The organism is Patulibacter americanus DSM 16676, assembly GCF_000420025.1.
GTDB lineage: Bacteria > Actinomycetota > Thermoleophilia > Solirubrobacterales > Solirubrobacteraceae > Patulibacter > Patulibacter americanus.
The window spans coordinates 120,435-146,837 of the sequence record NZ_ATUD01000003.1; the positions used below are offsets into that span (position 1 = coordinate 120,435).

Sequence of the window (26,403 nt, forward strand, 5' to 3'; positions counted from 1 at the left end):
GCGGCGCGGGAGGAGGCGCGGGGGAGAGATACCCCGGCCGGCGACGCGGCATGCACGCGCACGGCGGAGGGGAGCCCTTGCGCTCAGTCGACGGGCGGCGGCGCCAGCTCACGCGCCGCCAGCGCGACGGCCTGCGGCGACCGCCCGGCCACCCGCTCCGCGGCGAAGTCCGTGAGGATCACCCGCACGGGCAGCGCGCCCTTGATGTAGCCCGCCATGGTGTCCTCGGCGTGGCCGCAGAGGAGGTCGGTGGCGCGCGCCAGGCCGCGCGCCTCCCACAGTTCGAACGCGTGCCGCGCCGTTCGCACCGTGGCGACCTCGGCCGCCAGCGTCTCGTCGCCGCCGGCGGCGCGGGTCACGTCGGCGAGGAACGCGGGGTCGACCTTCGACCGCGCGGAGTGCGTCATGAGCTCGCCGGCGGCGACCTTCGCGAGCTTGCCGGCCATGCCGACCATCACGACCTCGTCGAGCCCGAGCGTCCGGGCGCGCTTGAGGGAGTAGCCGATGAAGTCGCCGACCTCGATGAAGCAGACGGGATCGAGCTCGGGCAGCAGCCGGCGCGCGAAGCGCTCGGAGCGCCCGCCCGTCGTGAGCACGGCGGTGCCCATGCCCTGCGCGTGCATCACGTCGATCGCCTGGCCGACGGACGCCCGCCACGCGGCGCTCGAGAAGGGCCGGACGATGCCGCTCGTGCCGAGGATCGAGATGCCGCCGACGATCCCCAGGCGCGGGTTCGACGTCTTCTGGGCCAGGTCGTTCCCGCCGGGCACGCTGATCTCGACGACCGCGCCGTCGCGCTCCAGGTCGACGACGTCGGAGAGCGCGGCGGCGATCTGCTTGCGCGGGCCCGCGTTGACCGCCGGGCCGCCGACGTCGAGCCCCAGCCCGGTGCGGGTGACGGTGCCCACGCCCTCGCCGGCGACGAACGTGACGCCCGCGCCCGTCGCGGCCTCGGCGCCCGTGCCGCCGCCGTCCGTGGCGCCCACGCGGCGGTGCAGCGTGAGGGTGACGGTGATGTGCGCGCCGTGGGTGACGTCGGGGTCGTCGCCGGCGTCCTTGACCACGACGGCCCGCGCCGTGTCGGGCCCGACCCGCTCGCACGACAGCACGGGCAGCCGCGCCCGGCCGGCGCCGCGGACGAGCGCGACCTCGACCTCGTCGGGCGCGGCGCCGTCGACGAGGAGCAGCGCGCACGCCTTCGCGGCCACGGACGAGCAGGTCCCCGTCGTCCAACCCGTGCGCAGGCCGTCCGAGGAGCGGCGGGAGCTGAGGCGGTCGGGCTGGGCGGGGGCGCCGCCGGTGGGGGCGTCCTCGTCGTCGGCGTCCGTCGCCGGGGCCTTCGTCACCGCGTCGTCGGCGGTCGGGGCCTCGTCGGCGGACGGGACCTGCGCTGGGGCGTGGGGGGTGGGCTCGGCCATCGGCTCCCCCGGACGGTAGCGCCCGGGAGAGCCGCCCCCTCAGCGCAGCCCGTCCCAGACCTGCCGCCGCTCCCCGCGGGGGTCGACCTCGACCGCCCCAGCGCCGTCCGCGCCGCCGAAGATCCGCACCTGCCGGTCGTCGGGGGCGTAGGGCGCCCAGCCCGGGTTGCCGTCGCGGACGAACGCGACCCACGCGGCGTGCATCTCGTCGGCCAGCGCCTGCGGGGCGTCGGGGCCGACCAGGCCCCAGCCGGACTCGACGGCCAACGTGTCGAACGCGAACCCGATCTCCACGGCGTGCGCCGCGCCGAAGTCGCCGCCCTGCACGGGCGAGCGCCAGCGGAACTCGTAGACGTAGGTCGGCGCCGGGCCGTCCGCGCGGGCCTCGGCGGCACGCAGGGCGGGCACGCGGAAGAACCAATCCGTGATGACCTGCTCCACGCCCTGGCCCGGGGTGGCCTCGTCGGCGTAGGCGGCCGCCGCCTCGGCCGGCACGCCGTAGACCGCCGCCGTCGCGGGGATCGCCTCGGCCGTCACGTGGGGGAGGATCCCCATCGGCACGAGCCAGAACCGGTACTCCTCCTCGTTGCACCCGATCAGCAGCGAGACGTCGGCGCCGGCACCCTGCTGCAGCGCCTCGATCGGCCGGCGGGGCACGACGTCGCCCGCCACGACCGGCTCGAACGCCATGCCGTCCAGCCCGACGGCGCCCCAGGCCGCGCGGTCCGACGACGAGACCTCGAGGGACAGCGCGCCCTGCGCGGCGAGGAACTCGCCGAGGGGGACGGTCGCGAACGCGGCGGCGGTGGGCTCGACGCCCAGGCGCCGGCCCAGCTCGGCCGCGACCCGCGTCGCGCTCTCCGGCGTCTGCACGTGCTGCCCGGCCCCGGACTCCGCGATCACGCCGCGGAACAGCCCGCGCCCGCGCTCGGCGGCCAGCAGCGTCACGGCGCTCATCGCTCCGGCCGACTCGCCGGCGATCGTCACGCGCTCCGGGTCGCCGCCGAACGCTGCGATCTCGCGCCGGACCCACTCCAGTGCGGCGAGCTGGTCGAGCAGCCCGCGGTTGTCCGGCGCGTCGGGCAGGTGCCCGAACCCGTCCATGCCCAGGCGGTAGTTGATCGTCACGCAGACCACGCCGTCGCGGGCGAACGCATCGCCCTTGTAGGACTCGACCGCGCCCGTGCCGCCGCGGAACGCGCCGCCGTGGATCCAGACGAGCACCGGCAGGCGCGCGTCCGGGTCGGCGCGGGGCGTCCAGACGTTGAGGTTCAGCACGTCGTCGCCCGGGACGATCGGGTCGGAGAGGATCTGATCGAACGGCGGGACCGGCGGCAGCTTGGCCGGCGTGGGGCCGTAGGCGGTGGCGTCGCGCTCGCCCTCCCACGCGGGGGCCGGCGCGGGCTCCGCGAACCGCAGGGGGCCGACGGGCGCCGCGGCGTAGGGGATGCCGCGGAACACGTCGGCGTCGCCCTCCCGGACGCCGCGGACGGCGCCGCTCGAGATGACGACGACGGGAGCCTCGCTCATCGGCGCCACGCTATCGGTCACGGTCGGCCGGAGCGGGCGGCGCGCCCGGCGGAGGGCGGTCAGCCGCGGGTCGGACCCGACCCGTCGGGCGCGCCGGGGTCGGCGGCGGTGGCGCCGGCGTCCACCTGGGCGCCGCCGTCCGTCTGGGCCTCACCGTCCGCCTTCGCCCCACCGTCCTTGTACCGCGCCGGGCTCCCGAGCCGCCGGTAGCGGTGCCCGTACGTCGGCCGGTACACGTGGGAGCGCCGCTCCTCCTCGCCCGAGGCCAGCCCGGGCCCCAGGATGATCAGCGCCTGCGTGGTGATCTTGTGCGCCTTGAGCGTCGCGGCCAGCTCGTCCAGGCGGCAGCGCAACAGGACCTCGTCGGGCCAGGAGACGCGGTAGCCGATGGCCACGGGCGCGTCGGGCGCGTAGCCGCCGGCGATGAGGTCGGCGACGAGCTCGCGGGGGCGGCGCACGGACAGGTAGAGCGCCATCGTCGTGCCGTGCGCGGCGAGGTCCTGCAGCCGCTCGTTCTCCGGCATCGGCACGCGCACGGCGCGGCGGGTCAGGATGAGCGACTGCGCCACCTCGGGCACCGTCAGCTCCTGGCCGAGCGCCGCGGCCATCGCGGAGAGCGAGCCGACGCCGGGGACGATCTCGTACGGCAGGTCCATCCGCCGGCAGGCGTTGATCTGCTCGTGCAGCGTGGCGTAGACGGACGGATCCCCGGACTGCAGCCGGCAGACCGTCAGGCCCTCGCGGCGTGCGCGCGCGAAGAGCTGGATGACGTCCTCGAGCGTGTGGTCGTCGCTCGTGAAGATCTCGGCGTCGGGGCGCGCGTGCTCCATCACCTCGGGGGGGACGAGGCTGCGGGGCCACACGACGACGTCGGCCTCGCCGAGCACCCGCGCGCCGCGCAGCGTGATGAGGTCTGCCGCGCCGGGGCCGGCGCCGACGAAGACGACCCGCCCGCGGGAGCCGTCGTCGGCGGGGTCGTCGACCGTCTCCGGGGTGTTCTCCGGCGTGCTCACGCGCGCACCCCCGCGGCGTCGAGCAGGTGCGCGACCCGCTCCAGCGTCCAGGGGACGACGATCAGGCTCGCGTGCAGGCCCGGGGCGGCCCAGCCCTCGGGGCGCCCCGCGAGCCTCCAGGCGGGCGTGTCGCCGGCGGTGACGTCGAGGGCGATCGCGGCGGAGGGCCGTCCGACGCGGCGCTCCCCGGCGCGGTGCAGCGGCCCGTCGCCGGCGGCGGTGAGCTCGACGGCGTCGGGCACGCCGCCCCGTCCGGCGCGGGCGACGGCGGGCAGGAGGTCGCACATGGCCTGGTCGTCCAGGCGCTCGGTCAGGTAGGCCACCCCGCCGCCTTCGGCGACGATCGGCGCGCCGCGGCGGTGCAGCGCGACGACGGAGGCCCGCAGCGCGGCGTTGCCGGAAAGCCCCTCGGCGTGCGGCACCGGGGCACCGTCGCCGAGCACGAACGCGACCGCGTCGTCGGGGAGCGCGGCGTCCGAGGCCAGGTCGACGGTCTGCAGCGCGGCGCCCAGGACGGTCAGCGCCTCGCGCAGCGGCCGCGGCGGGTCGAGCAGCGCGGGACCGCCCGCGACGGCGACGACGGGACGGGGGCTCATACGGGGGCTCCGGCGACGGGGATGCGCGAGGGGACGGGCCGGCGGCGGGTCGCCGGGTCCGGCTCGCCGGTCAGGACGCTCACGGGCAGCAGCCGGGCGCCGGCGGCGTCGGCGATGCGGCGGCCGAGGCCGAGGCGCACGCGCCCCTGCTCCGCGTCGAAGACGACGACGCCGTCGGCGGTCCGGCCGAGGCCCTCGGCGGCGCGCTCGGCGGCGTGCAGCCCGGCCTTCCCGCCCGACGCACGCCCGTCCGTGACGACGACGCAGAGGGAGCGGCGCTGCGGGTCGCGGCGGCGGTGGGCGGCGATGAGGGTGGTCGCGGCGCCGAGGCCGGCGGCCAGCGGGGTGCCGCCGCCCGTGGGCAGCCGGCGCAGGCGCTCCGCGGCGCGCTCGACGGAGCTCGTCGGCTCGAGCACCACCTCGGCCCGTCCGCCGCGGAACGCGACGACGGCCACGCGGTCACGGCGCTGGTAGGCGTCCATGAGCAGGCCGAGCGCCGCGTCCTTCACGGCGACCATCCGCTTGCGCGCGCCCATGGAGCCGGAGGCGTCGACGCAGAAGACGACCAGCGTGCCCTCGCGGCCGGCGCGGATCGGCGTGCGGTGGTCCTCGGTCCGGACGTCGATGCGGGGGCGGGACGTGCCGGCGCCCGGAGCGTCGGAGGTGCGTCCGGTCCGAGCCGCCGTCGCGCCGCGCAACGCGGCCGCGCGCAGCGTCGCGGGGACGGCCAGGTCGTCCGTGGCGTGCTCTCGCAGGCGCACGTCGACGGGCTGTCCGTGGTCGCCGCTCGTGCGGCCGCGGCGACCGGCCACGCCGCCGCGTCCGCCGCGGGCGAGGGAGAGCAGCGAGCCGACGCCGGAGCCCGCACCCGCGCCGGCCGGAGCGTCCGTGCGCTCGCGTGCGGCGGCGCCGGGGCGGAAGGGGCGCTCCTCGGTCCCGCCGGGCGGGACGGGGGCGTTCGGCGCGGACCCGGTGGCCTGCTCGGCCGCGTCGCCGGACGGGGCGTCGCCCGCCTCGGCGGCTGGGCCGTCGGTACCCGGGGCGTCGTCGGGCCGCCCGGCGTCGTCGGGGCGCCCGCCGGCGTCGGTGCCCTGCGGCGCGTCGCCCTGCGGGCCGGGGTCGGGGCCGGAGCCGTCCCCGGGGGTGCCGCCGTCGGGCCCGGACGCGCCCGGGCCGGCGGGACCGGAGTCCTCGGGGCCGCCGTCCGGACCGCCGTCGCCGGCGTCCCCGCCGTCGCCCGCGTCCCCGTCCTCCGGGGCGTCGTCCGGCAGGTCGTCCTTCGCCTGCTCCAGGGCCTCGTCCAGCTCCTGCGGCTCCAGACCGGGCGGGTCGAGCGGGCCGCGGCGGCGGCGGTGGGGGAGGGTGAGGAGCAGCGCGTCGTGGACGTCCTGCTCCTCCACGTCGGTGCGGCCCTCGAGCGCGGCGATCGCGCGGGCGCAGCGGGCGGCCACGATGTCGGCGCGCATCCCGTCGACGCCCAGGCGCGCGCAGGCACCCGTGATCAGCCGCAGCATCCGGTCGCCGAGGACCACGCGGGGCAGTAGCGCGGCGGCCGTGGCGATCGTGGCGGCGACGCGCTCGTCCTCCGCGCGGAAGCGCTCCACGAACGCCTGGGGGTCAGCCTCGTAGGCCAGGCGTCGCCGCACGACCTCGGCGCGCACGGCCGGATCCGTCGACCCGACGACGGTCACGGAGAGCCCGAAGCGGTCCAGCAGCTGCGGCCGCAGGTCGCCCTCCTCCGGGTTCATCGTGCCGACGAGCACGAACCGCGCGGGGTGGCGCAGCGAGACGCCGTCGCGCTCGACGACGGCCGTGCCCTGGGCGGCGGCGTCGAGCAGCACGTCGACGAGGTGGTCGCCGAGGAGATTGACCTCGTCGACGTAGAGGATCCCCCGGTGCGCGCGGGCGAGCAGCCCCGGCTGGAGCACCGCGCGGCCGTCCTGCAGCGCGCGCTCCAGGTCGAGCGTGCCGACGACGCGGTCGACGGTCGCGCCGACGGGCAGCTCGACGAGCGTCGCGGCCCGGCGCTGCACGCCGTCGATGCCGGCGGGATCCTCGCCGGCCCGGACCCGCGCCAGGCGGCCGTCCGCGACGAACGCCTCGGCCTCGGCGCTCGGGGAGCGGTCGGCCTCGTCCGGCGCCGCACCGTACGGGTCGCCGGCGATGACGTCGACGGCGGGCAGCAGCGTCTCGAGCGCGCGGACGGCCGTCGTCTTCGCCGTCCCGCGCTCGCCGCGCACGAGCACGCCGCCCACGTCGGGGGCCACCGCGTTGATGAGGAGCGCCCGCCGGAGGTCGTCCTGGCCGACGAGGGCGGTGAAGGGGAAGCGGGCCGGGACCAAGGGGCAGCGGACGCTAGCAGCGGACCCGCAGAAGGCCTCCGTGCCGCCAATCACCTCAAAGCCCGCGGGATTCAGGCATTATGGTTCGCCGCCGTCGCCCGCGGGCCTCGCCCGCCCGGGCCGGGGTGCCTCGGTGGCGACGCCCCTCACCGTGATCCACGTCGACGACCTGACCAAGACCTTCCGCCGCGACGGCCGCGACACCCGCGTGCTCGACGGCGTGACGCTGCACGTGGACACCGGCGCCATCGCCGGCGTCGTCGGCCCCAGCGGCGCGGGCAAGAGCACGCTGGCGCGCTGCGTCAACCTGCTCGAGCGCCCGACCTCGGGCCGGATCACGGTCGCCGGCCAGGACCTCACGGCCCTCGGCGACCGGGACCTGCAGGCCGCGCGCCGCCGCATCGGCACGATCTTCCAGTCGGCAAGCCTGCTCTCCTCGCGCACGGCCGAGGCGAACGTCGCGCTGCCGCTCGAGCTCGCGGGCGTCGCGCGCGCCGAGCGCCGCACGCGCACCGCCGAGCTGCTCGAGCGCGTCGGCTTGACGGACCACGCGACGGCCTACCCCGCGCAGCTCTCCGGCGGCCAGCGCCAGCGCGTCGGCATCGCCCGCGCCCTCGCGCTGCGCCCCGACGTGCTGCTCTCGGACGAGGCCACCTCGGGCCTGGACCCGGACACGACCCGCTCGATCCTCGCCCTGCTGCGGGGCCTGCGCGACGACCTGGGCCTGACGATCCTCCTCATCACGCACGAGATGGACGTCGTGCGCGACATCTGCGACCAGGTCGCGCTGCTCCGCGACGGCCGTGTCGTCGAGCAGGGTGCGATCGCCGACCTCGTCACGGACCCGGCCTCGGCTCTGGGCCGCGGCCTCGTCCCCGTGCGCCCCGCCGCCGACGCCGCCGGCCGTTCCGCGTGGCGCGTGACCTACGGCCGCACCGACGTCGACCCTGGCTGGATCGGCGCGCTGCAGGCGGAGCTCGGCACGCCCGTCGAGCTGCTCGGCGCGCACGTCGAGGCCGTGGACGGCCGCGCGGCCGGGCACGTCACGCTCGCCGTCGCCGATCCGGCCGTCGACCTGGCGCCCCGCCTCGCGCCGCGCGGCCTGCACGCCGAGCGCGTCGCGGCGACCGCCGAGGAGTCCGCCCCGCCGCCCGAGGTCGCCGACCTCGTCGCGGCCCCCGCACCGACCGACGAGGAGTCCGCATGAGCCCCGCCCTCGCCGCCGCCACCCCGTGGGACGAGCTGTGGCCCCTGATCCGCCCCGCGCTGGGCGAGACGATGCAGATGATCGTCATCTCGACGGTCATCACCGGCGTCCTCGGCCTGCTGCTCGGCGTCCTCCTGCACACGACGGGCCGCGACGGCCTCCGCCCGCTGCCGCCGGTCAACGCCGTCCTCGGCCTGGTCATCGGCATCGGCCGCTCGGTGCCCTTCATCGTGCTGCTCGCGGCGATCATCCCGTTCACGCGGCTCGTCGTCGGCACGTCGCTGGGCACGAAGGCGGTGATCGTCCCGTTGGTCGTGGCGATGACCCCGTTCTACGCCCGGGTCGTCGAGGGCGCGCTGCGCGAGGTCCCGCGCGAGCTCATCGAGATGGCCCGCGCCGCCGGCGCCTCCCGCGCACAGACGGTCTCGAAGGTGCTCCTGCGCGAGGCCGCGCCGGGCCTCGTCGGCGGCCTCACGATCACCCTCGTCGCCATCGTCGGGTTCTCCGCGATGGCCGGCACCGTGGGCGGCGGCGGCCTCGGCGCCCTCGCGATCGACTACGGCTACAACCGCTACGACGGCAACGTGATGCTGGCCACCGTCGTGCTGCTCGTGGTGATCGTCCAGATCTTCCAGTTCGTCGGCGACCTCGTGGTCCGCCGCATCTCGCACCGATGACGTTCCCTCACAGAGAGACCCACCCCATGCACGTACGCCTGCGCGCTCTCCTCGCGCTCGTCGCCGCCGCCCTCCTCGGCCTCGGGCTGACGGCCTGCGGCTCCGACGACGAGGGCTCCGCCGACTCCGGCGCCAAGGCCGACACGAACGCACCGCTGAAGGTCGGCGCGAGCCCCGTCCCGCACGCCGAGATCCTCGACTTCGTCCAGAAGAACCTCGCCGAGAAGGCGGGCCTGAAGCTCGAGGTCAAGACGTACGACGACTACATCCAGCCCAACGTGGCGCTCGAGGAGGGACAGCTCGACGCGAACTACTTCCAGACCGTCCCGTACCTGGACGCGCAGAAGGAGGACAACCCGGACTACGACGACCTCGTCGCCCTGAAGCCGGTGCACCTCGAGCCGCTCGGCATCTACTCCAAGAAGTTCCAGGACATCGCGCAGGTCCCCAGCGGCGCGACCGTGACGCTGTCGAACGACCCGGCCAACGAGGCCCGCGGCCTCAAGTTGCTCCAGCAGGCCGGCCTCGTGAAGCTCAAGGCCGACGCGCCCGCCAACGCGACGCCGCGGGACCTCGAGAGCAACCCGAAGGACCTGAAGTTCCAGACGATCGCGCCGGCCAACCTGCCGCGGACGCTCGACGACACCGACATCTCGGTCATCAACGGCAACTACGCCATCGAGGCCGACCTGACGCCCGCGAAGGACGCCCTCGTCCTCGAGTCGCCGAAGGACAACCCGAACGCGAACCTCGTCGTCGTGCAGAAGGACAAGCAGTCCGACCCGCGCGTCCAGAAGCTCGAGGAGCTCCTGCACTCGCCCGAGGTGAAGAAGTTCATCGAGGACAAGTACCAGGGCTCGGTCATCCCGAGCTTCTAGTCCTCACCCGCCGTCCGCGAGCAGCGAACGGCGGACCCCGCACCCGCGCCCGCCGCGCACCCCGGACTCCCGGGGCGCCGGCGGGCGTTCTGCGTTCCGCCCTACATGTCCTCGAGCTCGCGCCCCTTCGTCTCCGTCACGGCCTTCCAGACGAAGATGATCGAGACGAACGCGAACGCGGTGTAGAGGCCGTAGGCCAGCGCGAGCGAGACGGAGGACAGGGACGGGAACGTCGTCGTGATGATGAAGTTCGCGATCCACTGCGACGCGGCCGCGACCGCCAGCGCCGTCGCGCGGATGCGGTTGTTGAACATCTCGCCGAGCAGCACCCAGACCGCCGGGCCCCAGGACGTCGCGAAGGACACGACGAAGAGGTTCGCCGAGATCAGCGCGATCACGCCGCGGGTGCCCTCGAGGCTCGGCTCGCCGTCGACGATCGGCGCGGTGCCGAAGTTGATCGCCAGGGCGCCGAGGGTGATGAACATGCCGATCGAGCCGAAGAGCAGCAGCGGCTTGCGGCCGACCTTGTCCACGAGCGCGATCGCCACGAGCGTCGAGACGATGTTCACGACCGACGTGATGACGCTCGTGATCATGGAATCCGACTCGGAGAAGCCGACGCTCTGCCACAGCTGGGAGCTGTAGTAGAAGATCACGTTGATGCCGACGGCCTGCTGGAAGACGGACAGCAGGATGCCGACCCAGACGATCGGCAACAGGCCGAACTTCGGGCCGCGCAGGTCGCGCACGCGGATCTGACCCTCGCCCCGCAGGGTGCGCCCGATCTCGCGGATGCGGCTGTCGGGGTCGCCGCCGACGAACCGCTTGAGGACCGTGCGGGCCTCCTTCTCGCGGTGGTGGGCGACGAGGTAGCGGGGCGACTCCGGGATCTGCAGGGCCAGCACGCCGTAGACGATGGCCGGCACCGCGCCCGCGAGGAACATCCAGCGCCACGCCTCGAGGCCGAGCCAGAGGTCGTTCGAGGCGCCGCCCGCGGCCTCGGCGATGAAGTAGTCCGACAGCAGGGCGACGAAGATGCCGACGACGATCGCCAGCTGCTGGAGCGAGCCGAGCCGGCCGCGCAGGCTGGCCGGCGCGATCTCCGCGATGTACGCCGGGGCGATAACGGACGCCGACCCGATCGCGGCGCCGCCGACGAGGCGCCAGAACGCGAGGTCGATCCACGAGAACGCGAGCATCGACCCGACGGCGCTGAGGATGAACACCCCGGCGGTGATGACCATGACGCGGATGCGGCCGTAGCGATCGGCGATCCGGCCGGCGTACCAGGCGCCGACCGCTGCACCGAGCAGCGCGATCGCGACGACGAAGCCCTGGACGAAGGAGCCCAGGCCGAACTCGTCCTTGATCGCGGCGGTCGCGCCGTTGATGACGGAGGAGTCGAAGCCGAAGAGGAATCCGCCGAGCGCCGCCACGCCCGACGTGAGGACCACCCTTGAGACGTGGAGGTCGTCGTCGGGCTCCTCGGTCTCGGTCTCGGTCTCGGGGGGTGGGGTCGACATGCGGCGATCCTACGCCCCGACCTCCCCGGCCACTTGTGTCAACCAACTGTGCGGTGTCCGCCCGTTCGCCGCCGCACCGCGCCGAGCGCGGGGGTGCCGCCCAGGACGACGGGGCCTACCGGCCAGTAGGGGCCCCGGCCCGGCGCGGTCCCACGTGAACCTACGGTGCAGTAGCCTGCCGGGATGGCGAAGAGCGTACAGGGCAAGGTCGTGCTGATCACGGGGGCCGCGCGCGGCATCGGGGCGGAGACCGCCCGCGTGCTGGTCCGCCGCGGCGCACGGGTGTCGTTGGTCGGCATGGAGCCCGACCGCCTGCGCGACCTGGCCGACGAGCTCAACGGCGGCGGCACCGCGCCGCAGCCGAAGGCGGCGTGGTTCGAGGCCGACGTCACGGACCAGGAGCAGATCGAGGCGGCGGTCCGCGGCACGGTCGAGGCGCTCGGCGGCATCGACGTCGTGATGGCCAACGCCGGCGTCGCGAACAACGGCACGGTCGCCGTCAATCCCCCCGACGCCCTCGTCCGCACGGTCGACGTGAACCTGAACGGCGTGATCCGCACGGTCAGCGCCGCGCTCCCGCACGTGGAGGAGCGCAAGGGCTACGTGCTCGTGGTCGCCTCGCTCGCCGCCTTCACGGTCCTGCCCGGCATGGCCGCCTACTGCGCGTCGAAGGCCGGCGCCGAGGCGTTCGCCAACGTGCTGCGGCTCGAGGTCGCCCACAAGGGCGTGCGCGTCGGCTCGGCGCACCCGAGCTGGATCGACACCGACCTCGTCCGCGACGTCGAGAAGGACCTCGGGGCGTTCCGCGAGGCCCGCTCCAAGCTGCCCGGCCCGCTCGGCGGCACCACGTCGGTGGAGGAGTGCGCCGAGCGCTTCGCCGACGGCATCGCCGGTCGCAAGCGCCGGATCTACGTGCCCCGCTCGCTCGCGTGGTTCCAGGCGCTGCGCACGATCGTCATCAGCCCGATGAGCGACGTCCTCCTCAAGCACGAGGCGAAGACGATGGTGCCGCGGATGGAGGAGGAGGTCCGCGCGCTCGGGCGCTCGTTCGGCGCGACGACCGTCGCGGCCGGCGGGCACGAGCAGGTCGTGGCGGAGCGCGCCGCCGCGAAGCGGGCGACGACGAGCGCCTGACCCGCGTCGGCCGCGTCTAGGCTGCCCCCTGCCCATGCGCGTCCCCGTGCCCCAGATCGGCCTCCCGTCGCTGCTGCCCCAGCTGCTGCCGCGGATCGAGGCCGCGCTCGAGGCGGTTGTCGCCCTCGAGCGCGGGCTGCGCACCCTGCCCGAGTCGATCGCGCTGCTGCGCGAGGAGCTCGCCGTGCTGCACGAGGTCCGGGACGACATGCGCGGCATGCGGGGCGACATCCGCGACGTCATCGGCGCGGTGGAGGACCTCCAGGCGGAGATCGCGCGCCTGCCGCCCGACGTCGTGCACCTGCGCGGCTCCGTCGACGCCATGTACGCATCCGTCGACCGCATGGAGGATCAGGTCGGCGGGATGAGCCAGTCCCTGCACCAGATCGACCGCATCGCCGGCCGCGTGGTCCACCCCCTCCGCCGGCGCACCCGCGGACGCGGGACGGCCGTGGCCGCCGTGGAGCTCGAGGCGGAGCTCCTCGGCGAGCCCGAGCCGCCCGCACGGCCTCCGGCGGCGCCCGACGAGCCGTCCGGCCCGCGCTGAGCCCGACGCGGCGCCGACCCCCGACCCCTGCCCCGGCGGCCGCGGTCGGCGCGGCCCGGACCCGCGGCGCCCGGGCGCTACGCGCTGCGGACCGCGTGGACACCGAGCTCGGGCGGCACGCCCTTGGCCCGGAACCGCTTGCGGCGCCGCGCCTCGACGACGTCGGGGCCCAACGCGTCCAGCGCGGCGTCCGAGGCGAGCAGCTCGTCCGTCCCCGCGGCCTGCGCCACCCGTGCGGCGATGTTCACGTCCACCCCGAGGTAGTCCGCGCCGACCCGGCGCGGCCGGCCGACGTGGATGCCCGCGCGGATCCGCGGGGCGTAGCCGGCGATCTCGATGCTGCCCAGCGCATCGCGGCCCGCCTCGACCGCCCGCACGGCGTCGATCGGCTCGCGGAAGACGGCCATCATCCCGTCGCCGAGCCACTTGACGACCGTGCCGCGGTGCTCGGCCACGGCCGGCTCGAGCGCGCCGGCGACCTCGCGCAGCAGGAGCAGCGTGGCCTCGTCGCCGGCCTCGAGCGCCCACGCGGAGAACCCGACGAGGTCGGTGAACGCGATCGTGACGTCGACGCTCCCGCGGCCGCGCCCGCTGCGCTCCGCCGCGGCCTGCCACACCTGCAGCGCCCCGAGCCCGAGCTCGTGGACGGCGCCGCCCGAGCGCTGCCCCGCCAGGCGGGCGATGCGGCGGGTGAGGGTGGGGTCGCGCGCCTGGTCTGCCACGGACAGCGCGTCGCCGAAGCGGTCGTCGCCGGGCAGGCGACGGCGGGCGCGGGAGAGCGCCTCCAGCACGGCCTCGTGCTCGTTGAGCTCCCGGGCGCGCCGTGCGACGGTGCGGGTCCGGGCGGCGACGCGCCGCGTCCACGGCTCGTGGTCGGTCCGCCCGATCTCGGCGCCCGGTGCGTCCTCGTCGGGGCTCGCTCGGCGTGCGTCGTCCACGCGGGGAAGATCGCACAGGTGGCCGCCGACGGACCGGATCCGCTCCCGGAGCCCCCTCCCGACCTGCTAGGTTGAAGCTGTGTAGGTCGTCGCAGCGCGATTCCACGGTCCAGATCCTGAACGGGTCTCACGGCCGGAGACGAGCGCGAGTGGTCCAGTGATCACGGCGACCCGCAAGACGAAGGATCAGATGCGTCGCCCCTGGGATGGAACGGTGTTCCCCTGGCGCGCATCGGCCACGTCACCTACGGCGGCAACGCCGGAGGCTTGTATGTCCGATCTCCACGATCGTCGCGAGCGGCTCGATATGCAGCTGCTTCGCCGGTACCACGATCACCACGATCACGAAGCTCGCGACCGCATGGTCGAGCGTGGCATGCCCCTCGTGCGGGCCCTCGCACGGCCCTACGGCGGTCGCGGGGAGGACCTCGACGACCTCGTCCAGGCGGGATCCGTCGGCCTCGTCAAGGCGATCGACCGCTTCGACCCGTACGCCGGCACGCGCTTCGTGGCCTTCGCGTCACCCAACATCACGGGCGAGATCAAGCGCCACTTCCGCGACCACTGCTGGTCGATCCACGTGCCGCGCTCCGTGCAGGAGCTCGACGCGAAGATCTCGCGGGAGAGCGCCCAGATGGCCCAGAAGTCGGGGCGCAAGCCGGGCGTCGAGGAGCTCGCCAAGCGCCTCGGCGTGCCGGAGCGCCAGGTCGCCGACGCGATGATCGGCGGCCAGGGCTACCGCTCGCTGTCCCTCGACCACCCGGCCGGCGAGACGCGCGAGGCGCTCGACCTGTTCGGCGCGGACGACGCGGCCTACGCGGCGGTCGACCGCCGGAGCCTCGTCATGGACGCGATCTCGGCGCTCGACGACCGCGAGCGCGAGATGGTCGTCCTGCGCTACTTCGACGAGCAGCTGCAGCGCGAGATCGCCGACCGCTTCGGCATCTCGCAGATGCAGGTCTCGCGCATCCTCGCCTCGGCGCTCGAGAAGATGCACGACTACCTCGCGGCGGCGTCCGAGCCGGCTGCGATCGAGACGCTGGCGCTGGCGGCCTGAGCGGCCGCCGCCCGGCGCTCAGGCGGCGGGAGCGGAGGACGCGGCCGAGCCGTCGTCCCCCTCCAGCAGGAAGATCTCGGCCGACGCGTCGGCCTGCGTGTCGATCCCGGAGATGAAGGCGCGGACGCGGCGGCCCGTCGCCTCCTCGACGGGACGCTTGAGATCGGCCTCCGTGGCGTACTGGAAGAAGAGGCGCACGTCACGTAGGCGCTGGTACTCGCCCAGCTCGACCAGCCGGCGCTCCGCCGGGGTCTGCGTGTCCTCGAGGACGCACACGACGGCGTCGGGCCCCGCGAAGTAGGTCTTGACCTTCGTCGGGCCGCGGCCGAACTGGTTCTTGTAGATCTGCGCCATGGCGTTGGAGATCGCCTGCAGCGGGCTGTCGGACATCGATGGGTGCACGGGTCGGTGGCGTAGGCGTGGGGGACGCCTGTATCGGTGCTGCGCGACGTCCGCGGGGGACGATGGCCGACGCGCAGGGGCAGTCTAGGGCACGCCCGCGTGTCTCCTGCGCCCGGCGCTGCCGGGCGCGGCGCCCGGCGCCCGCGGATCTCGCGCGTCGCCCGGCGGACGCACACCGATCGCCCGAGGGCGCATCGGCGGGCCGCCGTCGGGTAGGGGCTGGGTGGTGAGCGGTCGGCGTCGCCAACACGGCGCCGACCGACGCCCCCGTGTCAGACGGGCCCGAGCTGCTCCGCGGTCAGGGTCCGGATCGCCTCGAGCGCACCCTTCGCGCCGTGGGCGTCGGTGACGGGGACGCCGTCGGAGGCGGCCGCCTCGACGGCCGTCGCGTCGTCGGAGCGGACGAGCACCGTCCGCGCGATCACGTCGCGGCAGCCGAGGTCCGCGGGGGAGTCGCCGATGACGACGCACTCGTCCGGACGCAGATCCCGCAGCTGCAGGTGCAGCCGGATGCCGGTGGCCTTGTCGACCCCGGACGGGAGCACGTGCAGCACGCGTGCCGGCCGGCCGCCCGCCAGCGGCGCGTGGCTCGCGCCGTTGTCGATGCAGCACCAGCCCCGTAGGCCGCGTCCGTGGAGCTCGTCGGTGATCTCCGCCGCCGAGAGCGCGCTGCGCAGGACGAGCCCGGACATCCGGGGCGTGCCGGGCGCGTGCTCCTCCGTCAGCCGGCTCGGCAGTGCGGCCAGCAGCGCCTCGCGTGGGAACGGCACGGCCTCCGGGGCCGCGAGCTCCAGGTGCTCGCCCACGCTGACGACGGCGCCGAGCTCGCTGATCACGTCGTCGACGCCCAGGGCACGTGCGACGGCGTCGGCCGCCCACCGCGAGCGGCCCGTGAGCAGCACGGGTCGCCAGCCGCGCTCGCGCACGAGCGCCAGCGCCTGCAGCGTGGCGGGGACGATGCGGCCGTCCGGCTCGACGAGCGTGCCGTCGAGGTCGAGGTAGACCGTGCACTCCGGCCGCCGGCGGCGTCCACCGCGACGTCCCCGCCGGCTCGGCGGGTCGAGCGGATCCAGAGGACCCATGGGGGTCCCCGGTGCGGAGCGGGAGCGCGACGCCTTCGCGGTGCGCTCGCCGGGCGGAAGGGCGGCGGCGGAGGACAAGGTGCCCTTCGGTACCCGATACGAAGGGCGGAGAAACGGTGAAGTGGACGGCGTGCGCGCCCGTCCCGAGGTCACCCTCGTCGGCCCCGCGGACGCTCACATCCGGCCGCTCGCCGGTGGTAGGTTCGGGCGGTGCCGGCTGTCGTCGGCTCCGGGCCGAACGGCCCCGCTCGACGCGGGCGGGACGGGTGGTCCACGGGGCGGTCCGGACTCGTTCACCGGAGCGGCAGCGGACATGACGTTGGGCTTCGCCCTGCGGCAGGAGGTCCGTCCCCGCCGGCCTCCCGCGCGAGCGACCCGCACGCTCAAGCACCCGGGAGGACCGATGTACACCAGCGAACGCCGGGACGCGGTGCTGCTGCGCCGCTATCACCGGTCGGGCGACCTGGCGGCCCGCGACGAGCTCGTCGAGCACGGGCTGCCGCTGGTCCGCTCGCTCGCCCGCCGCTACGCGGGCAAGGGGGAGGCGCTGGACGACCTCGTGCAGGTCGGCTGCCTCGGGCTGCTGAAGGCGATCGATCGCTTCGACGACGACGCGGGCCACCGTTTCGTGTCGTACGCGGTGCCGACCATCACGGGCGAGATCAAGCGCCACTTCCGCGACCACTCGTGGACCGTCCACGTGCCGCGCAGCGTGCAGGAGCTCGACGCCCGGGTCGAGGAGGCCTCCGCGCGGATGTCGGCCGAGACGGGGCGCACGCCGACCGTCGAGCAGCTGTCCGCGGAGCTCGGCGAGCCATCCGAGCGGATCCGCGAGGCGATGCGTGGCGGGCGGGCACACACGACGCTCTCCCTGGACGGGCCCACGGGCGACGGGCACGTCGCGGGGGACGCCGTCGGCGAGGTCGAGGCCGGCTACCGGACCGCGGAGGACCGGCTCGTCGTCCGCGCCGCGTGCCGCGGGCTCGACGCTCGGGACCGGAAGATCGTCGGGATGCGGTTCGTCGGCGACCGGCTGCAGCGCGAGATCGCCGAGGAGATCGGCGTGTCCCAGATGCAGGTCTCGCGCCTGCTGCGCCGGGCGGTGGGCCGGATGCGCGCGGAGATGGACCGTCCGGGCCACGAGCTCCCGGAGGCGGACCGGCAGGCCCTTACGGCCTGAGCGCCGCGGGGAGCCGGGCTGAGGCCGGCGTGGCGCGGTGCGTCGGGCCGCTCAGGCGGTGGGGTCCGCCGCGGCGTCGTCGCCGAGCACGAACGTCTCGCAGGAGAGGTCCGGCTCGAGGTGGTTGCTGCTCATCACGGCGACCACCTCGCGCCCCGTCGCCTCTTCGACGACGTGGCGGAACCGGTCCTGCATCGCGTCCTGGAACGCCCGGCGCTGCACCATCACGGCCTCGGAGAGCCCCTCGAGGTACAGCGTGCGCTCGACCTGCGTGTAGCCGCCCTTGAGCAGCACCACGACGAGCTCACCGACCATGTACGTCTTCGCGCTCGTCGGACCCTTGCCGTAGTGGCGCTTGTGCAGCGCCACGATGGCGTTCGAGATCTCCAGGAGTGGGGACGACGTGCGCCCCGCCTCGGCGGGCTCCGGAGCGGGCTCCCGCAACGGGAGCGGGGAGCTTGACGCCTCGGACATACCCGCAGCCTAGCGGGTGGCGATATCGTGGGCGATATCGCTTCGTCACCAGAGGGGCCCTGATGCACCAGACGACCATCCGCTTCGGCTCCGACCTCTGGCGCGCGCTCTCCGGCGCGGCGGAGGAGCAGGGCACGAGCGTCGCGCAGTACGTCCGCGAGGCCGCCGTGGCCCGTATGGCACAGGAGTCCGCCGCTGGCGGACGGTCGCGGGAGGCGACGGCGGGTGTCGCGGACACGGACCGCCGCCGGGGCGCCGAGGGCAGCCGCTACGCCAGCCGCGGGGCCGCCGCCCGCTCCACGTCCCGCGACCAGGTCGAGGGCTCGCGCGCGGTCTGGGCCCAGGGGCAGCAGGCCCGCGCGCAGGCTCGGGCCGTCCGGGAGGAGGCCGCCCGGATCCGGGCGCTGCGTCCCGCCACCCCCGAGGTCCTGGCGCGGTTGCAGGACGAGCGTCGGCGACGGACGGTCGCGGGCAGCGGGCGCGGCGGCGAGGCGTCGCACGCGCACACGGCACCGCGACGCGCGTAGGGTGCGACGGGTGCACCGGACGTCGATCGCCACGCCTTCGACACCGACCCTCGCGGACGACGCCGCGCCTGCCCCGGCGGGCCGGCCCGTGGCGGCGCCGGCCGGTCCGGGCCAGCGCGACCTCGTGGTCGTCGGCGCCTCGGCAGGCGGGGTCGAGGCCCTGAAGACCTTCGTCGCCGGGCTGCCGCCCGAGCTGCCGGCCGCCGTCCTCGTGGTCCTGCACGTCCCCGCGACCGGCCGGAGCGTGCTGGCCGACATCCTCGACCGTGCCGGCCCGTTGCCCGCGGCCGCCGCGACGGACGGCGCGCCCCTGCGTCGCGGGGAGATCCTGGTCGCGCCGTCCGACGCCCACCTCCTCGTCCACGACGGGCACGTGCGCCTGAGCCGCGGCCCGCGCGAGAACGGGCACCGGCCGGCCATCGACCCGCTGTTCCGCTCGGCGGCCCGGGCCCACGGCGGGCGCACGATCGGCGTCGTCCTGTCGGGCCTGCTCGACGACGGGGCCGCCGGCCTGCGGTTCGTGCACGACGAGGGCGGGGCGACCGTGGTGCAGGACCCGGAGGACGCGCTCCACCCCGGCATGCCGAGCGCCGCGCTTGCCGCGGGACCCGTCGACCGCACTGTCCCGGCCGCCGCCCTGGCCGACGCGGTCTGCGCCCTGCTCGACGAGCCGCTGGAGAGGCTCCGGGGCGACGTCGCGCACGGGGCGGCCGGCGCGCCGGACGCCGTCGAACGCGACCCCGTCGAGGACGACCTCACGCGGGGCGAGCTGTCCGGCCTGACGTGCCCCGACTGCGGCGGAGCGATCTGGGAGACGGGCGACGACCCGGCGCGGTACGTCTGCCACGTGGGCCACGCGTTCTCGCGCGACAGCATGCTGCAGGAGCAGGGCCGGGCGCTCGAGATCACGCTGTGGTCCGCCCTGCGGGCGCTGGAGGAGCGCGCCGACCTGCTGCGGCGCGTCGCACGGCGCACCGGCGGCAGCGCCGGATCGCGGCTGGAGGAGCGTGCGGCCGAGGCCGACGACCACGCCCGCGCGCTGCGCCGCACGCTCCTGCGCGCCGGCGCGATGCCCGCCGACGGGGTCGGCGGGCGCGACCTGCGGACGGCGGACGGCGCGTGAGCCCCCGCGACGACGGCGCACGGGACGACGGTCTCGAGGGCCTCCTCACGTTCCTGCACGAGCACCGCGGCTTCGACTTCACGGGCTACAAGCGTCCGACGCTGCAGCGGCGGATCCAGAAGCGCATGGCCGCGGTCGACGTCGACGACTACGCGGCCTACCAGGACCGGCTGGAGGTCGACCCGCGCGAGTTCACCCAGCTCTTCAACACGATCCTGATCAACGTCACGGGGTTCTTCCGCGACCCCGATGCGTGGGCCCACCTGCGGGACGACATCCTCCCCGGCGTGCTCGCCGCGGTCCCGGACGGGCGCCCGCTGCGCGTGTGGTGCGCCGGCTGCGCCTCGGGCGAGGAGGCCTACACCGTCGTGATGGTGCTGGCCGAGGCGCTGGGCGAGGAGACGTTCCGCCGGCGGGTCAAGGTCTACGCGACCGACATCGACGAGGAGGCGCTGCACGCCGCCCGGCAGGCGGTCTACCGCGACGACCAGGTCGAGGCGGTCCCCGAGGAGCTGCGGGAGCGGTACTTCGAGCGCGGGCCCGCCGGTTGGGCGTTCCGCCCCGACCTGCGCCGCCACGTGATCTTCGGGCGCAACGACCTCGTGCAGGACGCGCCGATCTCGCGCGTCGACCTGCTCGTCTCGCGCAACGTCCTCATGTACTTCACGGCCGAGACGCAGGCGCGGATCCTCGAGCGCTTCAACTTCGCGCTCGCGCCCGACGGCGTGCTGTTCCTCGGCAAGTCGGAGATGCTCATCACGCACGCCGACCTCTTCCTCTCCGAGGACCTGAAGCGCCGAGTGTTCCGCAAGGTGCCGCGGCACGGCGTCCGGGATCGCCTCGCACAGGGCTCCCTGACGGGCGGTCCGGCGGGCACGCCGCTGCGGCCCGACCTGCGCACGGACGCCGCCGCGCTCTCCCCGGTCCCCCAGATCGTGGTGGACCGCACGGGCTTCGTCGTCGCCATCAACGCGGGGGCCCGCGGCACCTTCGGCCTGGCGCCGGCCGACGTCGGTCGACTCTTCCAGGACCTCGAGATCTCGTACCGCCTGGGCGACGTCCGCTCCGCCATCGAGCGTGCGTACGAGACCGCGACGCCCGTGGAGCTGCGGGCCGAGCCGTGGCCTCCGCTGACGCAGGACCGCACCTTCGACATCCTCGTCACGCCCGTACCGGACGACCGCGGGACGCCCGTCGGCGCGGCGATCACGTTGTCCGACGTCACCGCGGTCGTGCGCCTGGAGGAGGACTACGGGCGCGCTCGCCGTGAGCTCGAGACCGCCTACGAGGAGCTGCAGTCGACCGTCGAGGAGCTCGAGACGACGAACGAGGAGCTCCAGTCGACGAACGAGGAGCTCGAGACGACGAACGAGGAGCTCCAGTCGACGAACGAGGAGCTCGAGACGATGAACGAGGAGCTCCACTCGACCAACGACGAGCTCGAGGCGATGAACGAGGAGCAGAACTCGCGCGCCCGCGAGCTCGGCACGGTCAACGTGTTCCTCGAGGGCATCCTGCGCAGCCTCGGCGTCGGCATCGTCGTCGTCGACCGCGACGGGCGGGTCGAGATCTGGAACGCCTGGAGCGAGGAGCTGTGGGGGCTGCGGCCGGCGGAGGTCGCGGGCCGGCCCTTCGTCTCCCTCGACTTCGGCCTGCCCGTGGACCGGATCGTCGAGCCGCTGCGGCGCGCGATCACCGACGAGGACGGCGACGGGACGAACACCGTGGTCGAGGCCGTGGACCGCCGCGGGCGGTCCTTCACCTGCGTCGTCCGAACGCTGCCGCTGCGGACCGCCAGCCACGGCCTGCGCGGCGCCATCATCCTGATGGCCGAGCAGCAGGGCGCCGGCGAGCTGCCCTTCGTGGGTGACGCGCAGGCGGTCTGACCGCGTCGGACCGCGCCACCCGCGGCGCGGGCGGGGCGGAGATCCTGGACCGTGCGGACCCGCCGGGCTGGCCGGGGCGCCGGGTCAGTCGGCGGGACGGGCGGCGATGCGCCGGTCCTCGCGGGTGCTCGGCGCGCTGAAGCGGACGAGCTTGTGCGAGCCGTCGCAGAACGGGCGGATCCGCGAGCGCCCGCAGCGGCAGAGCGCGACGACCTCGCGGCCCGGGTCGATCTCGCCGCCGTCCTGGTCCTCGAGCCGGAACGGCCCCCGGACGACGAGCGGGCCGTCGCGGTAGGCGGTGATGCGGGTCTCGTCGCTCACGCGGCCACCGGCGTCCGCTCGAGGGGGTGCAGCAGCGACGAGCGCCCGGCCTCGAAGGCGGCCAGCACCTCGCCGGTCCACGCGCCCTCGAGCTCCGCCAGGCAGCGGGCGCCGAAGAGCACGTCGCCGGCCAGCGACGGGTCCTGGCGGATGAGCCCGCCCGCCATGTCGACGGTCGCGAGGTTCTCGTGCACCGCGTCGGCCTCGACGTGCTCGTCGAAGAACGCGACCGCGGCCTCGTCGTCGCGCCCCAGTCGCCGCAGGCCCGCGGCGTAGCGGCCGTTCGGGATCGACGACGTCGACTCGAAGAGCGCGAGGTGTCCGATGATCGCGCCGCGCCAGCGGCGGTGCAGGCCGAAGAACGACATCAGGTTGACCGTCGACAGGGCCCGCGCGGGGATCCGGTCGAGGTACGCGCCGTAGTCGCTGTCGAGGCCGAGGGCCTCCATCGTGTCGGCGAAGAGGCGGGCGTGCATCCGCTCCGGGCGACCGCCCCCGTACTCGTCGGCCTGGATCTCGACGAGCGCGGCCTTCGGCGCGCCGTACAGGCGGGGCATCGCCCAGGAGTGCGGGTCGGCCTCCTTCAGCTGGTAGGCCGAGCGCTGGACGAGCACCTCGCGGTACTGGTCGATCGTCGCGCTGCGCTGCAGGTACTGGGAGAGCCCCGGGGCGTCCTCCGCCGCGATCTCGCGGATCGCCAGGTCTACGTCCTCGGCGCTCGGCGCCGGCCCGACGTCGGGCACCAGGGCGCGCAGGCCCGCCTCGAAGACCGCCTCCATGCGGCCGCGCAGCGCGAGGAGGGCGGGCGACCACTCCCAGGCGGCGTCGACCCCGTCGAGGCCGCGGTAGTGGAGCTCGTAGGCGCAGTAGAGCGCGAGCTGCAGGTCCTCGTCGGCGAACGGGTCGGCGGGGGACGGGACCGCGACGTCGCGGAGCGCCTCCGCGTCGTCGAGTCCGGGGGCCGGGCCGGAGAGTGCGGCCAGCAGCGCGGCGCTCAGCGGACCACGGGAAACGGGAAGCACGGGCACGGCAGCGCAGATACCCGCGGCCGCCGCGACGCAATCTCCGCCGGCCTCGTCAGTGAGGGGACCCGAAGCGGTCGGCGAGCCACCGCGTGGCGGCGTGGGCGTCGCCGTCGGCGGCCGCCCGCTGACGGGCCGCGCCACCGCCGTCGCGGAGCAGCGCGCGGACCGACGCGAAGGCCGCGGCATCGCCGAGCCGGGCCGCCGTCGGGGCCAGGAGATCGAGCAGCTCCTCCCAGCGCTCGCGGGCGGGGCGCACCTCGCCCGTCTCAACGTCGGCGAGCTCCGCGTCCAGGCCGTCCCGGGCCGCGAGCCAGCGGTTCTCTACGATCCGCCAGGTGTTCGCGACCGGCAGGTCGTCCCCCGCGTCGTGGCGCTCGGCGAGCCAGTGCACCAGCGCCCGCACGACCGCGGCGACCCCGCGGGTGTCCTCCACGGTGGCCTGGGCGTCGCAGACCCGCACCTCGATCGTGCCGTGGACGGGGTGCAGACGCAGCTCCCACCACCAGCGGTGCGGTCCGGGGACCCGTCCGGCGCGGGCGCCCCACTCGAGGTCGGCGGCGAAGGCGTCGAGGGATCCCAGCGCGGGGGGCACGCCCTGCCGGGGAAGCAGGCCGCTCAGCGTGGGCCGCACGGACGCGAGGCCGCTGTCCCGGCCGGCCTGGAACGGGGCGTTGGCGGCGAGGGCCGCGAGCTCGGGCAGGTAGGAGCGGAGGGCGTCGTGGACGGCGACGACGCGGTCGGCGCCGCGCACGCACACGTGCACGTGGAGTCCGAAGACGAGCTGCCGACGGGCGATCGCCCCGAACTCCCGCTCCATCTCCTCGTAGCGCTCGCCGCTGTTGAGGACGCCCTCGAGGGCGGCGAAGGGGTGGCCGCCGGCGCCGGCCAGCAGGCCGATGTCGCCCGCGCGGCGGGCGAGGGAGGAGCGGGCGTCACGGAGCTCCTCGACCGCGTCGTCGATGCGGCCGGCCGGAGGGAGCACGATCTCGACCTGGGACGCCGGGAGCTCGAGGTGCAGGCGCTCGTCGGGGTCGGGACCGCCGACGACGTCGGCCACGCGCGGCAGCAGGTCGAGGGTCTCGGGGTGGAGCAGCATGAGCTCCTCCTCGATCCCCACGAGGGCCTCGCCGGGCCGGGAGAAGCACGCGCGGAGCTCCTCCGCCAAGGCGGCGTGTCCGGGGCGTGTGGCGATCGACACGCCGGGTACGTACCCCGCCATGAGGATCCTCACCCTCCCCGGCGTCTTCCGTCCCCGCTCGGACTCCTGGCTGCTCGCGCAGCGCCTGCGGGAGGAGGTCGGGCCGGGTCGGCGCGTGCTCGACCTGTGCACGGGCAGCGGCGTCGTGGCGCTGAGCGGCGCGAAGGCCGGTGCCGACGTCACGGCGGTCGACGTCTCCCGGCGCGCGGCGCTGACGGTGCGCATGAACGCGCGGCTCAACGGCGTGCGGGTCGACGCCCGCCACGGCGACCTCTTCGGGGCCGTGTCGGGGCGCTTCGACGTGATCACCGCCAACCCGCCCTACCTGCCCGCCGACGAGGACGACGTGCCGCGCTCCGGGCCGACCCGCGCGTGGGACGCCGGCCTGGACGGCCGCGCGGTGCTCGACCGGATCTGCGCCGAGGTGCCGGCGCACCTCACCCCCGGCGGCTCCGTCCTGCTCATCCACTCGGACGTGTGCGGCATCGACGAGACGCGCGAGCAGCTCGCCGCGGGCGGGCTGCAGACCGAGGTCGTGCTGCGGCAGATCGGCGAGTACGGCCCCCTGATGCGGGAGCGGATGGAGCGCCTGAAGGAGCGCGGCGCCCTGCCGGCCGACGCGGCCGACGTCGAGGAGATGGTGATCATCCGCGGGCGGCGGCCCGTCGAGGCGTCCCCGCTTGCCGCGCGCCGCGAGGGGGTACACACGGCCGCATGAGCACGGATCACGCCTACTGCCCCCACTGCAAGCAGCTGCTGCTTGCGGACGCACCACACCCGTACCCGGCCCGTCCCGTGCGCTGCTCAGGCTGCCGGCTGCTCGTCGGTCCCGGACGCTCTCGCGGGGAGCACGGGGTTCGACGCCAGGCGCCCACGCCCGCCGCGACCGGCCGCGTCGACGTCGTCCTCGACGTCCTCCAGGACCTGCGCCAGACGTCCGCCAGCGGGGACCTGCCCGGCGCGGCCGCCGCGCCGCAGGGCATCTGAGGGGCGCCACCGTCCGCCCGCACCGGTTGACGGAGCGGACCGGGCGTCCGGGTCCCGGCGCCGCCGGCCGGCGGGTTCGCCGCCTCGGCGCTCGGGTAGCGGTTCCCCATGCGTGCCCTCTGCCTGAACTGCACCCTCAAGCTGTCGCCCGAGCCGTCGAACACGGCGGACCTCGCGGGTCACGTCCTCGCCGACCTGCGTCAGCGGGGGTTCGAGACGGAGATCGTCCGGGTGACGGACCACCGGATCGACCCGGGGGTCGTCTCCGAGGCCGTCACGGACGGCGACGAGTGGCCCGCGCTGCGCGAGAAGGTCGTCGCGGCCGACGTCCTCATCATCGCCACGCCGACGTGGATCGGCCAGCCGTCGAGCGTGTCCAAGCGGGTCCTCGAGCGGATGGACGCGTTCCTCTCCGAGACGCAGGACGACGGGAAGACCCCGATCGCCTACGGCAAGGTCGCCGGCGTGATCACGACGGGCAACGAGGACGGCGCCCACCACGTCATCGGCGAGATCAACGCGGCCCTGAACGACCTGGGCTACACGCTGCCGGCCCAGAACTGGACGTACTGGAACAAGGGCCCGGGCCCCGGCTCCGAGGAGTGGGACTCCACGGACGAGAAGGAGTGGACGCTCGCGACCGGGCAGGCGATGGCGTCGAACCTGGCCGCCGTCGCGACCGCGCTGAAGGCGCACCCGATCCCGGCGCCGCCCGGCTCCTGAGGGCGCCCCCGGAGCGGGGCGCGCGGGGCCGGCCCCGACCGGTATCGGACTGCCGCTCGGCCCGGACGGCGCAGGTGGCGGGGCGGGGCGATCGGATCCGTGTCCACGCGGTGCATCCGATCGGACCCCCGCCACCGTAGTGCTCGGGACGCCGCCCCTCCCGGGCGCGGCCGCACGCCACGATCAGGACGCTCGAGCCGTGAACGCCACCCGCACCGACCAGCACACCGACAGCCCGCTGCAGGCCATCTCCAACAGCATGGCCCAGGTCTACAAGCACCAGTTCGGGCGCGGGCCGACGAAGGTCAAGACGTACTTCGCCGGCCCCGACGCGATCGTCTGCATCCTCGAGGACACGCAGACCCCGTCGGAGAAGGCGCTCGTGCGGATGGGCGAGCACCAGCGGCTGCGCGACGTGCGGCTGTTCTTCCAGTACGCGACGGAGGACGAGCTGCGCCGCCCGATCGAGGAGGCCACGGGCCGCCGCGTGCGCGCGTTCATCAGCGGCATCGACGTGGTCGCGGACGCGTCGGCCGAGATGTTCCTGCTCGAGGCCGCCGACCCGCGGGACGCGGCCGCCTGAGCCGCCCGTCCGCTCGTTTGCCCCGTCGACCC

At 75.3% G+C, this 26,403-nt stretch carries 27 protein-coding genes; 14 read left to right on the plus strand and 13 right to left on the minus strand.

Annotated elements, in window-relative coordinates; translation table 11 throughout:
- Nucleotides 1-83: 83 nt before the first annotated feature.
- The 5 genes from F593_RS23125 to F593_RS23140 are packed head-to-tail and all read right to left on the minus strand — an operon-like array spanning nucleotide 84 to nucleotide 6,899.
- On the minus strand, nucleotides 84-1,418 hold the full coding sequence (locus F593_RS23125) for a cobalt-precorrin-5B (C(1))-methyltransferase (RefSeq protein WP_022928035.1): 1,335 nt from the start codon (nucleotides 1,416-1,418) through the stop codon (nucleotides 84-86).
- Nucleotides 1,419-1,457: 39 nt separating this feature from the next.
- A complete protein-coding gene (locus tag F593_RS0106955) occupies nucleotides 1,458-2,948 on the minus strand; it encodes a carboxylesterase/lipase family protein (protein ID WP_022928036.1) in 1,491 nt (496 codons plus the stop codon).
- 59 nt (nucleotides 2,949-3,007) lie between these two features.
- The gene (cobM, locus tag F593_RS23130) at nucleotides 3,008-3,961 is read right to left on the minus strand and encodes a precorrin-4 C(11)-methyltransferase (RefSeq protein ID WP_022928037.1); all 954 of its coding nucleotides are present in this window, start codon (nucleotides 3,959-3,961) and stop codon (nucleotides 3,008-3,010) included.
- On the minus strand, nucleotides 3,958-4,557 hold the full coding sequence (locus tag F593_RS23135) for a type 1 glutamine amidotransferase family protein (protein ID WP_022928038.1): 600 nt from the start codon (nucleotides 4,555-4,557) through the stop codon (nucleotides 3,958-3,960). The genes cobM and F593_RS23135 overlap by 4 nt, the downstream gene beginning before the upstream one ends.
- Nucleotides 4,554-6,899 carry a VWA domain-containing protein gene (locus F593_RS23140; RefSeq protein WP_022928039.1) on the minus strand — a complete coding sequence of 782 codons (2,346 nt, stop codon included), beginning with the start codon at nucleotides 6,897-6,899 and terminating at the stop codon, nucleotides 4,554-4,556. The genes F593_RS23135 and F593_RS23140 overlap by 4 nt, the downstream gene beginning before the upstream one ends.
- Before the next feature lie 151 nt (nucleotides 6,900-7,050).
- Here F593_RS23140 and F593_RS23145 point away from each other — a divergent pair, with 151 nt between their 5' ends.
- Genes F593_RS23145 through F593_RS0106985 form a run of 3 tightly spaced genes read left to right on the plus strand, consistent with a single transcriptional unit; the run spans nucleotide 7,051 to nucleotide 9,661 of the window.
- Complete coding sequence (locus F593_RS23145) at nucleotides 7,051-8,106, plus strand: methionine ABC transporter ATP-binding protein (RefSeq protein WP_022928040.1); 1,056 nt, start codon at nucleotides 7,051-7,053, stop codon at nucleotides 8,104-8,106.
- Nucleotides 8,103-8,783, plus strand: coding sequence for a methionine ABC transporter permease (locus tag F593_RS0106980; protein ID WP_022928041.1), 681 nt, complete (start codon nucleotides 8,103-8,105; stop codon nucleotides 8,781-8,783). Before F593_RS23145 ends, F593_RS0106980 begins: the two co-directional genes overlap by 4 nt.
- Before the next feature lie 26 nt (nucleotides 8,784-8,809).
- On the plus strand, nucleotides 8,810-9,661 hold the full coding sequence (locus tag F593_RS0106985) for a MetQ/NlpA family ABC transporter substrate-binding protein (RefSeq protein WP_022928042.1): 852 nt from the start codon (nucleotides 8,810-8,812) through the stop codon (nucleotides 9,659-9,661).
- A 101-nt stretch (nucleotides 9,662-9,762) separates the two neighbouring features.
- Here the strand turns inward: F593_RS0106985 and F593_RS0106990 are convergent, their stop codons facing one another.
- Nucleotides 9,763-11,184: a sugar porter family MFS transporter gene (locus tag F593_RS0106990; RefSeq protein ID WP_022928043.1), complete on the minus strand. Its 1,422-nt coding sequence runs from the start codon at nucleotides 11,182-11,184 to the stop codon at nucleotides 9,763-9,765.
- A 183-nt stretch (nucleotides 11,185-11,367) separates the two neighbouring features.
- Here F593_RS0106990 and F593_RS23150 point away from each other — a divergent pair, with 183 nt between their 5' ends.
- Both F593_RS23150 and F593_RS0107000 read left to right on the plus strand, forming a co-directional pair.
- A complete protein-coding gene (locus F593_RS23150; protein ID WP_022928044.1) occupies nucleotides 11,368-12,318 on the plus strand; it encodes an SDR family oxidoreductase in 951 nt (316 codons plus the stop codon).
- 34 nt (nucleotides 12,319-12,352) lie between these two features.
- Nucleotides 12,353-12,865, plus strand: coding sequence for a hypothetical protein (locus F593_RS0107000; protein ID WP_022928045.1), 513 nt, complete (start codon nucleotides 12,353-12,355; stop codon nucleotides 12,863-12,865).
- A gap of 77 nt (nucleotides 12,866-12,942) precedes the next feature.
- Here F593_RS0107000 and F593_RS23155 read toward each other — a convergent pair whose 3' ends face one another.
- Complete coding sequence (locus tag F593_RS23155) at nucleotides 12,943-13,803, minus strand: adenylate/guanylate cyclase domain-containing protein (RefSeq protein ID WP_022928046.1); 861 nt, start codon at nucleotides 13,801-13,803, stop codon at nucleotides 12,943-12,945.
- A 271-nt stretch (nucleotides 13,804-14,074) separates the two neighbouring features.
- Here F593_RS23155 and F593_RS23160 point away from each other — a divergent pair, with 271 nt between their 5' ends.
- Entirely contained in the window at nucleotides 14,075-14,860 is a 786-nt protein-coding gene (locus F593_RS23160; protein ID WP_169449167.1) for a SigB/SigF/SigG family RNA polymerase sigma factor, read from the plus strand.
- An 18-nt stretch (nucleotides 14,861-14,878) separates the two neighbouring features.
- Here the strand turns inward: F593_RS23160 and F593_RS0107015 are convergent, their stop codons facing one another.
- Nucleotides 14,879-15,262, minus strand: coding sequence for a Na-translocating system protein MpsC family protein (locus F593_RS0107015; RefSeq protein WP_157251634.1), 384 nt, complete (start codon nucleotides 15,260-15,262; stop codon nucleotides 14,879-14,881).
- Between the two features lie 272 nt (nucleotides 15,263-15,534).
- Nucleotides 15,535-16,422 carry an HAD family hydrolase gene (locus tag F593_RS0107020; protein ID WP_022928049.1) on the minus strand — a complete coding sequence of 296 codons (888 nt, stop codon included), beginning with the start codon at nucleotides 16,420-16,422 and terminating at the stop codon, nucleotides 15,535-15,537.
- A 325-nt stretch (nucleotides 16,423-16,747) separates the two neighbouring features.
- Between F593_RS0107020 and F593_RS23165 the strand changes: the two genes are divergently transcribed.
- On the plus strand, nucleotides 16,748-17,524 hold the full coding sequence (locus F593_RS23165; protein ID WP_022928050.1) for a SigB/SigF/SigG family RNA polymerase sigma factor: 777 nt from the start codon (nucleotides 16,748-16,750) through the stop codon (nucleotides 17,522-17,524).
- A gap of 51 nt (nucleotides 17,525-17,575) precedes the next feature.
- Here F593_RS23165 and F593_RS0107030 read toward each other — a convergent pair whose 3' ends face one another.
- Entirely contained in the window at nucleotides 17,576-17,998 is a 423-nt protein-coding gene (locus tag F593_RS0107030) for a Na-translocating system protein MpsC family protein (RefSeq protein WP_022928051.1), read from the minus strand.
- A gap of 62 nt (nucleotides 17,999-18,060) precedes the next feature.
- Here F593_RS0107030 and F593_RS0107035 point away from each other — a divergent pair, with 62 nt between their 5' ends.
- Genes F593_RS0107035 through F593_RS23175 form a run of 3 tightly spaced genes read left to right on the plus strand, consistent with a single transcriptional unit; the run spans nucleotide 18,061 to nucleotide 21,534 of the window.
- The gene (locus F593_RS0107035) at nucleotides 18,061-18,525 is read left to right on the plus strand and encodes a hypothetical protein (protein WP_022928052.1); all 465 of its coding nucleotides are present in this window, start codon (nucleotides 18,061-18,063) and stop codon (nucleotides 18,523-18,525) included.
- Between the two features lie 10 nt (nucleotides 18,526-18,535).
- Nucleotides 18,536-19,648, plus strand: a complete 1,113-nt coding sequence (locus F593_RS23170) for a chemotaxis protein CheB (protein WP_022928053.1) — start codon at nucleotides 18,536-18,538, stop codon at nucleotides 19,646-19,648.
- The gene (locus tag F593_RS23175) at nucleotides 19,645-21,534 is read left to right on the plus strand and encodes a CheR family methyltransferase (protein ID WP_022928054.1); all 1,890 of its coding nucleotides are present in this window, start codon (nucleotides 19,645-19,647) and stop codon (nucleotides 21,532-21,534) included. The genes F593_RS23170 and F593_RS23175 overlap by 4 nt, the downstream gene beginning before the upstream one ends.
- Before the next feature lie 84 nt (nucleotides 21,535-21,618).
- Here F593_RS23175 and F593_RS0107050 read toward each other — a convergent pair whose 3' ends face one another.
- The 3 genes from F593_RS0107050 to F593_RS30800 are packed head-to-tail and all read right to left on the minus strand — an operon-like array spanning nucleotide 21,619 to nucleotide 24,078.
- Nucleotides 21,619-21,855, minus strand: a complete 237-nt coding sequence (locus F593_RS0107050) for a CDGSH iron-sulfur domain-containing protein (RefSeq protein ID WP_022928055.1) — start codon at nucleotides 21,853-21,855, stop codon at nucleotides 21,619-21,621.
- A complete protein-coding gene (locus tag F593_RS0107055; protein ID WP_245540786.1) occupies nucleotides 21,852-22,877 on the minus strand; it encodes an iron-containing redox enzyme family protein in 1,026 nt (341 codons plus the stop codon). The genes F593_RS0107050 and F593_RS0107055 overlap by 4 nt, the downstream gene beginning before the upstream one ends.
- Nucleotides 22,878-22,932: 55 nt before the next feature.
- The gene (locus F593_RS30800) at nucleotides 22,933-24,078 is read right to left on the minus strand and encodes a carboxylate-amine ligase (protein ID WP_169449168.1); all 1,146 of its coding nucleotides are present in this window, start codon (nucleotides 24,076-24,078) and stop codon (nucleotides 22,933-22,935) included.
- Between the two features lie 19 nt (nucleotides 24,079-24,097).
- On the opposite strand from F593_RS30800, the gene F593_RS23180 reads away from it, so the two are divergent.
- From F593_RS23180 to F593_RS0107080, 4 genes are all read left to right on the plus strand, one after another.
- Nucleotides 24,098-24,796, plus strand: a complete 699-nt coding sequence (locus F593_RS23180; protein ID WP_022928058.1) for a HemK2/MTQ2 family protein methyltransferase — start codon at nucleotides 24,098-24,100, stop codon at nucleotides 24,794-24,796.
- Nucleotides 24,793-25,065 carry a hypothetical protein gene (locus F593_RS0107070; RefSeq protein ID WP_022928059.1) on the plus strand — a complete coding sequence of 91 codons (273 nt, stop codon included), beginning with the start codon at nucleotides 24,793-24,795 and terminating at the stop codon, nucleotides 25,063-25,065. The genes F593_RS23180 and F593_RS0107070 overlap by 4 nt, the downstream gene beginning before the upstream one ends.
- 108 nt (nucleotides 25,066-25,173) lie before the next feature.
- Complete coding sequence (locus tag F593_RS0107075) at nucleotides 25,174-25,788, plus strand: flavodoxin family protein (protein ID WP_022928060.1); 615 nt, start codon at nucleotides 25,174-25,176, stop codon at nucleotides 25,786-25,788.
- Between the two features lie 199 nt (nucleotides 25,789-25,987).
- Nucleotides 25,988-26,371 carry a Na-translocating system protein MpsC family protein gene (locus tag F593_RS0107080; RefSeq protein WP_022928061.1) on the plus strand — a complete coding sequence of 128 codons (384 nt, stop codon included), beginning with the start codon at nucleotides 25,988-25,990 and terminating at the stop codon, nucleotides 26,369-26,371.
- Nucleotides 26,372-26,403 lie beyond the last annotated feature (32 nt).

Coding starts and splice junctions, on each gene's coding strand:
- F593_RS0107035 (WP_022928052.1), top strand. CDS start 18,061: ATGCACCAGACGACCATCCGCTTCGGCTCCGACCTCTGGCGCGCGCTC.
- F593_RS0106990 (WP_022928043.1), bottom strand. CDS start 11,184: ATGTCGACCCCACCCCCCGAGACCGAGACCGAGACCGAGGAGCCCGAC.
- F593_RS0107000 (WP_022928045.1), top strand. CDS start 12,353: ATGCGCGTCCCCGTGCCCCAGATCGGCCTCCCGTCGCTGCTGCCCCAG.
- F593_RS0106980 (WP_022928041.1), top strand. CDS start 8,103: ATGAGCCCCGCCCTCGCCGCCGCCACCCCGTGGGACGAGCTGTGGCCC.
- F593_RS0106955 (WP_022928036.1), bottom strand. CDS start 2,948: ATGAGCGAGGCTCCCGTCGTCGTCATCTCGAGCGGCGCCGTCCGCGGC.
- F593_RS0107075 (WP_022928060.1), top strand. CDS start 25,174: ATGCGTGCCCTCTGCCTGAACTGCACCCTCAAGCTGTCGCCCGAGCCG.
- F593_RS0107030 (WP_022928051.1), bottom strand. CDS start 17,998: ATGTCCGAGGCGTCAAGCTCCCCGCTCCCGTTGCGGGAGCCCGCTCCG.
- F593_RS23165 (WP_022928050.1), top strand. CDS start 16,748: ATGTACACCAGCGAACGCCGGGACGCGGTGCTGCTGCGCCGCTATCAC.
- F593_RS23180 (WP_022928058.1), top strand. CDS start 24,098: ATGAGGATCCTCACCCTCCCCGGCGTCTTCCGTCCCCGCTCGGACTCC.
- F593_RS23135 (WP_022928038.1), bottom strand. CDS start 4,557: ATGAGCCCCCGTCCCGTCGTCGCCGTCGCGGGCGGTCCCGCGCTGCTC.
- F593_RS0107070 (WP_022928059.1), top strand. CDS start 24,793: ATGAGCACGGATCACGCCTACTGCCCCCACTGCAAGCAGCTGCTGCTT.
- F593_RS0106985 (WP_022928042.1), top strand. CDS start 8,810: ATGCACGTACGCCTGCGCGCTCTCCTCGCGCTCGTCGCCGCCGCCCTC.
- F593_RS23160 (WP_169449167.1), top strand. CDS start 14,075: ATGTCCGATCTCCACGATCGTCGCGAGCGGCTCGATATGCAGCTGCTT.
- F593_RS23150 (WP_022928044.1), top strand. CDS start 11,368: ATGGCGAAGAGCGTACAGGGCAAGGTCGTGCTGATCACGGGGGCCGCG.
- F593_RS23125 (WP_022928035.1), bottom strand. CDS start 1,418: ATGGCCGAGCCCACCCCCCACGCCCCAGCGCAGGTCCCGTCCGCCGAC.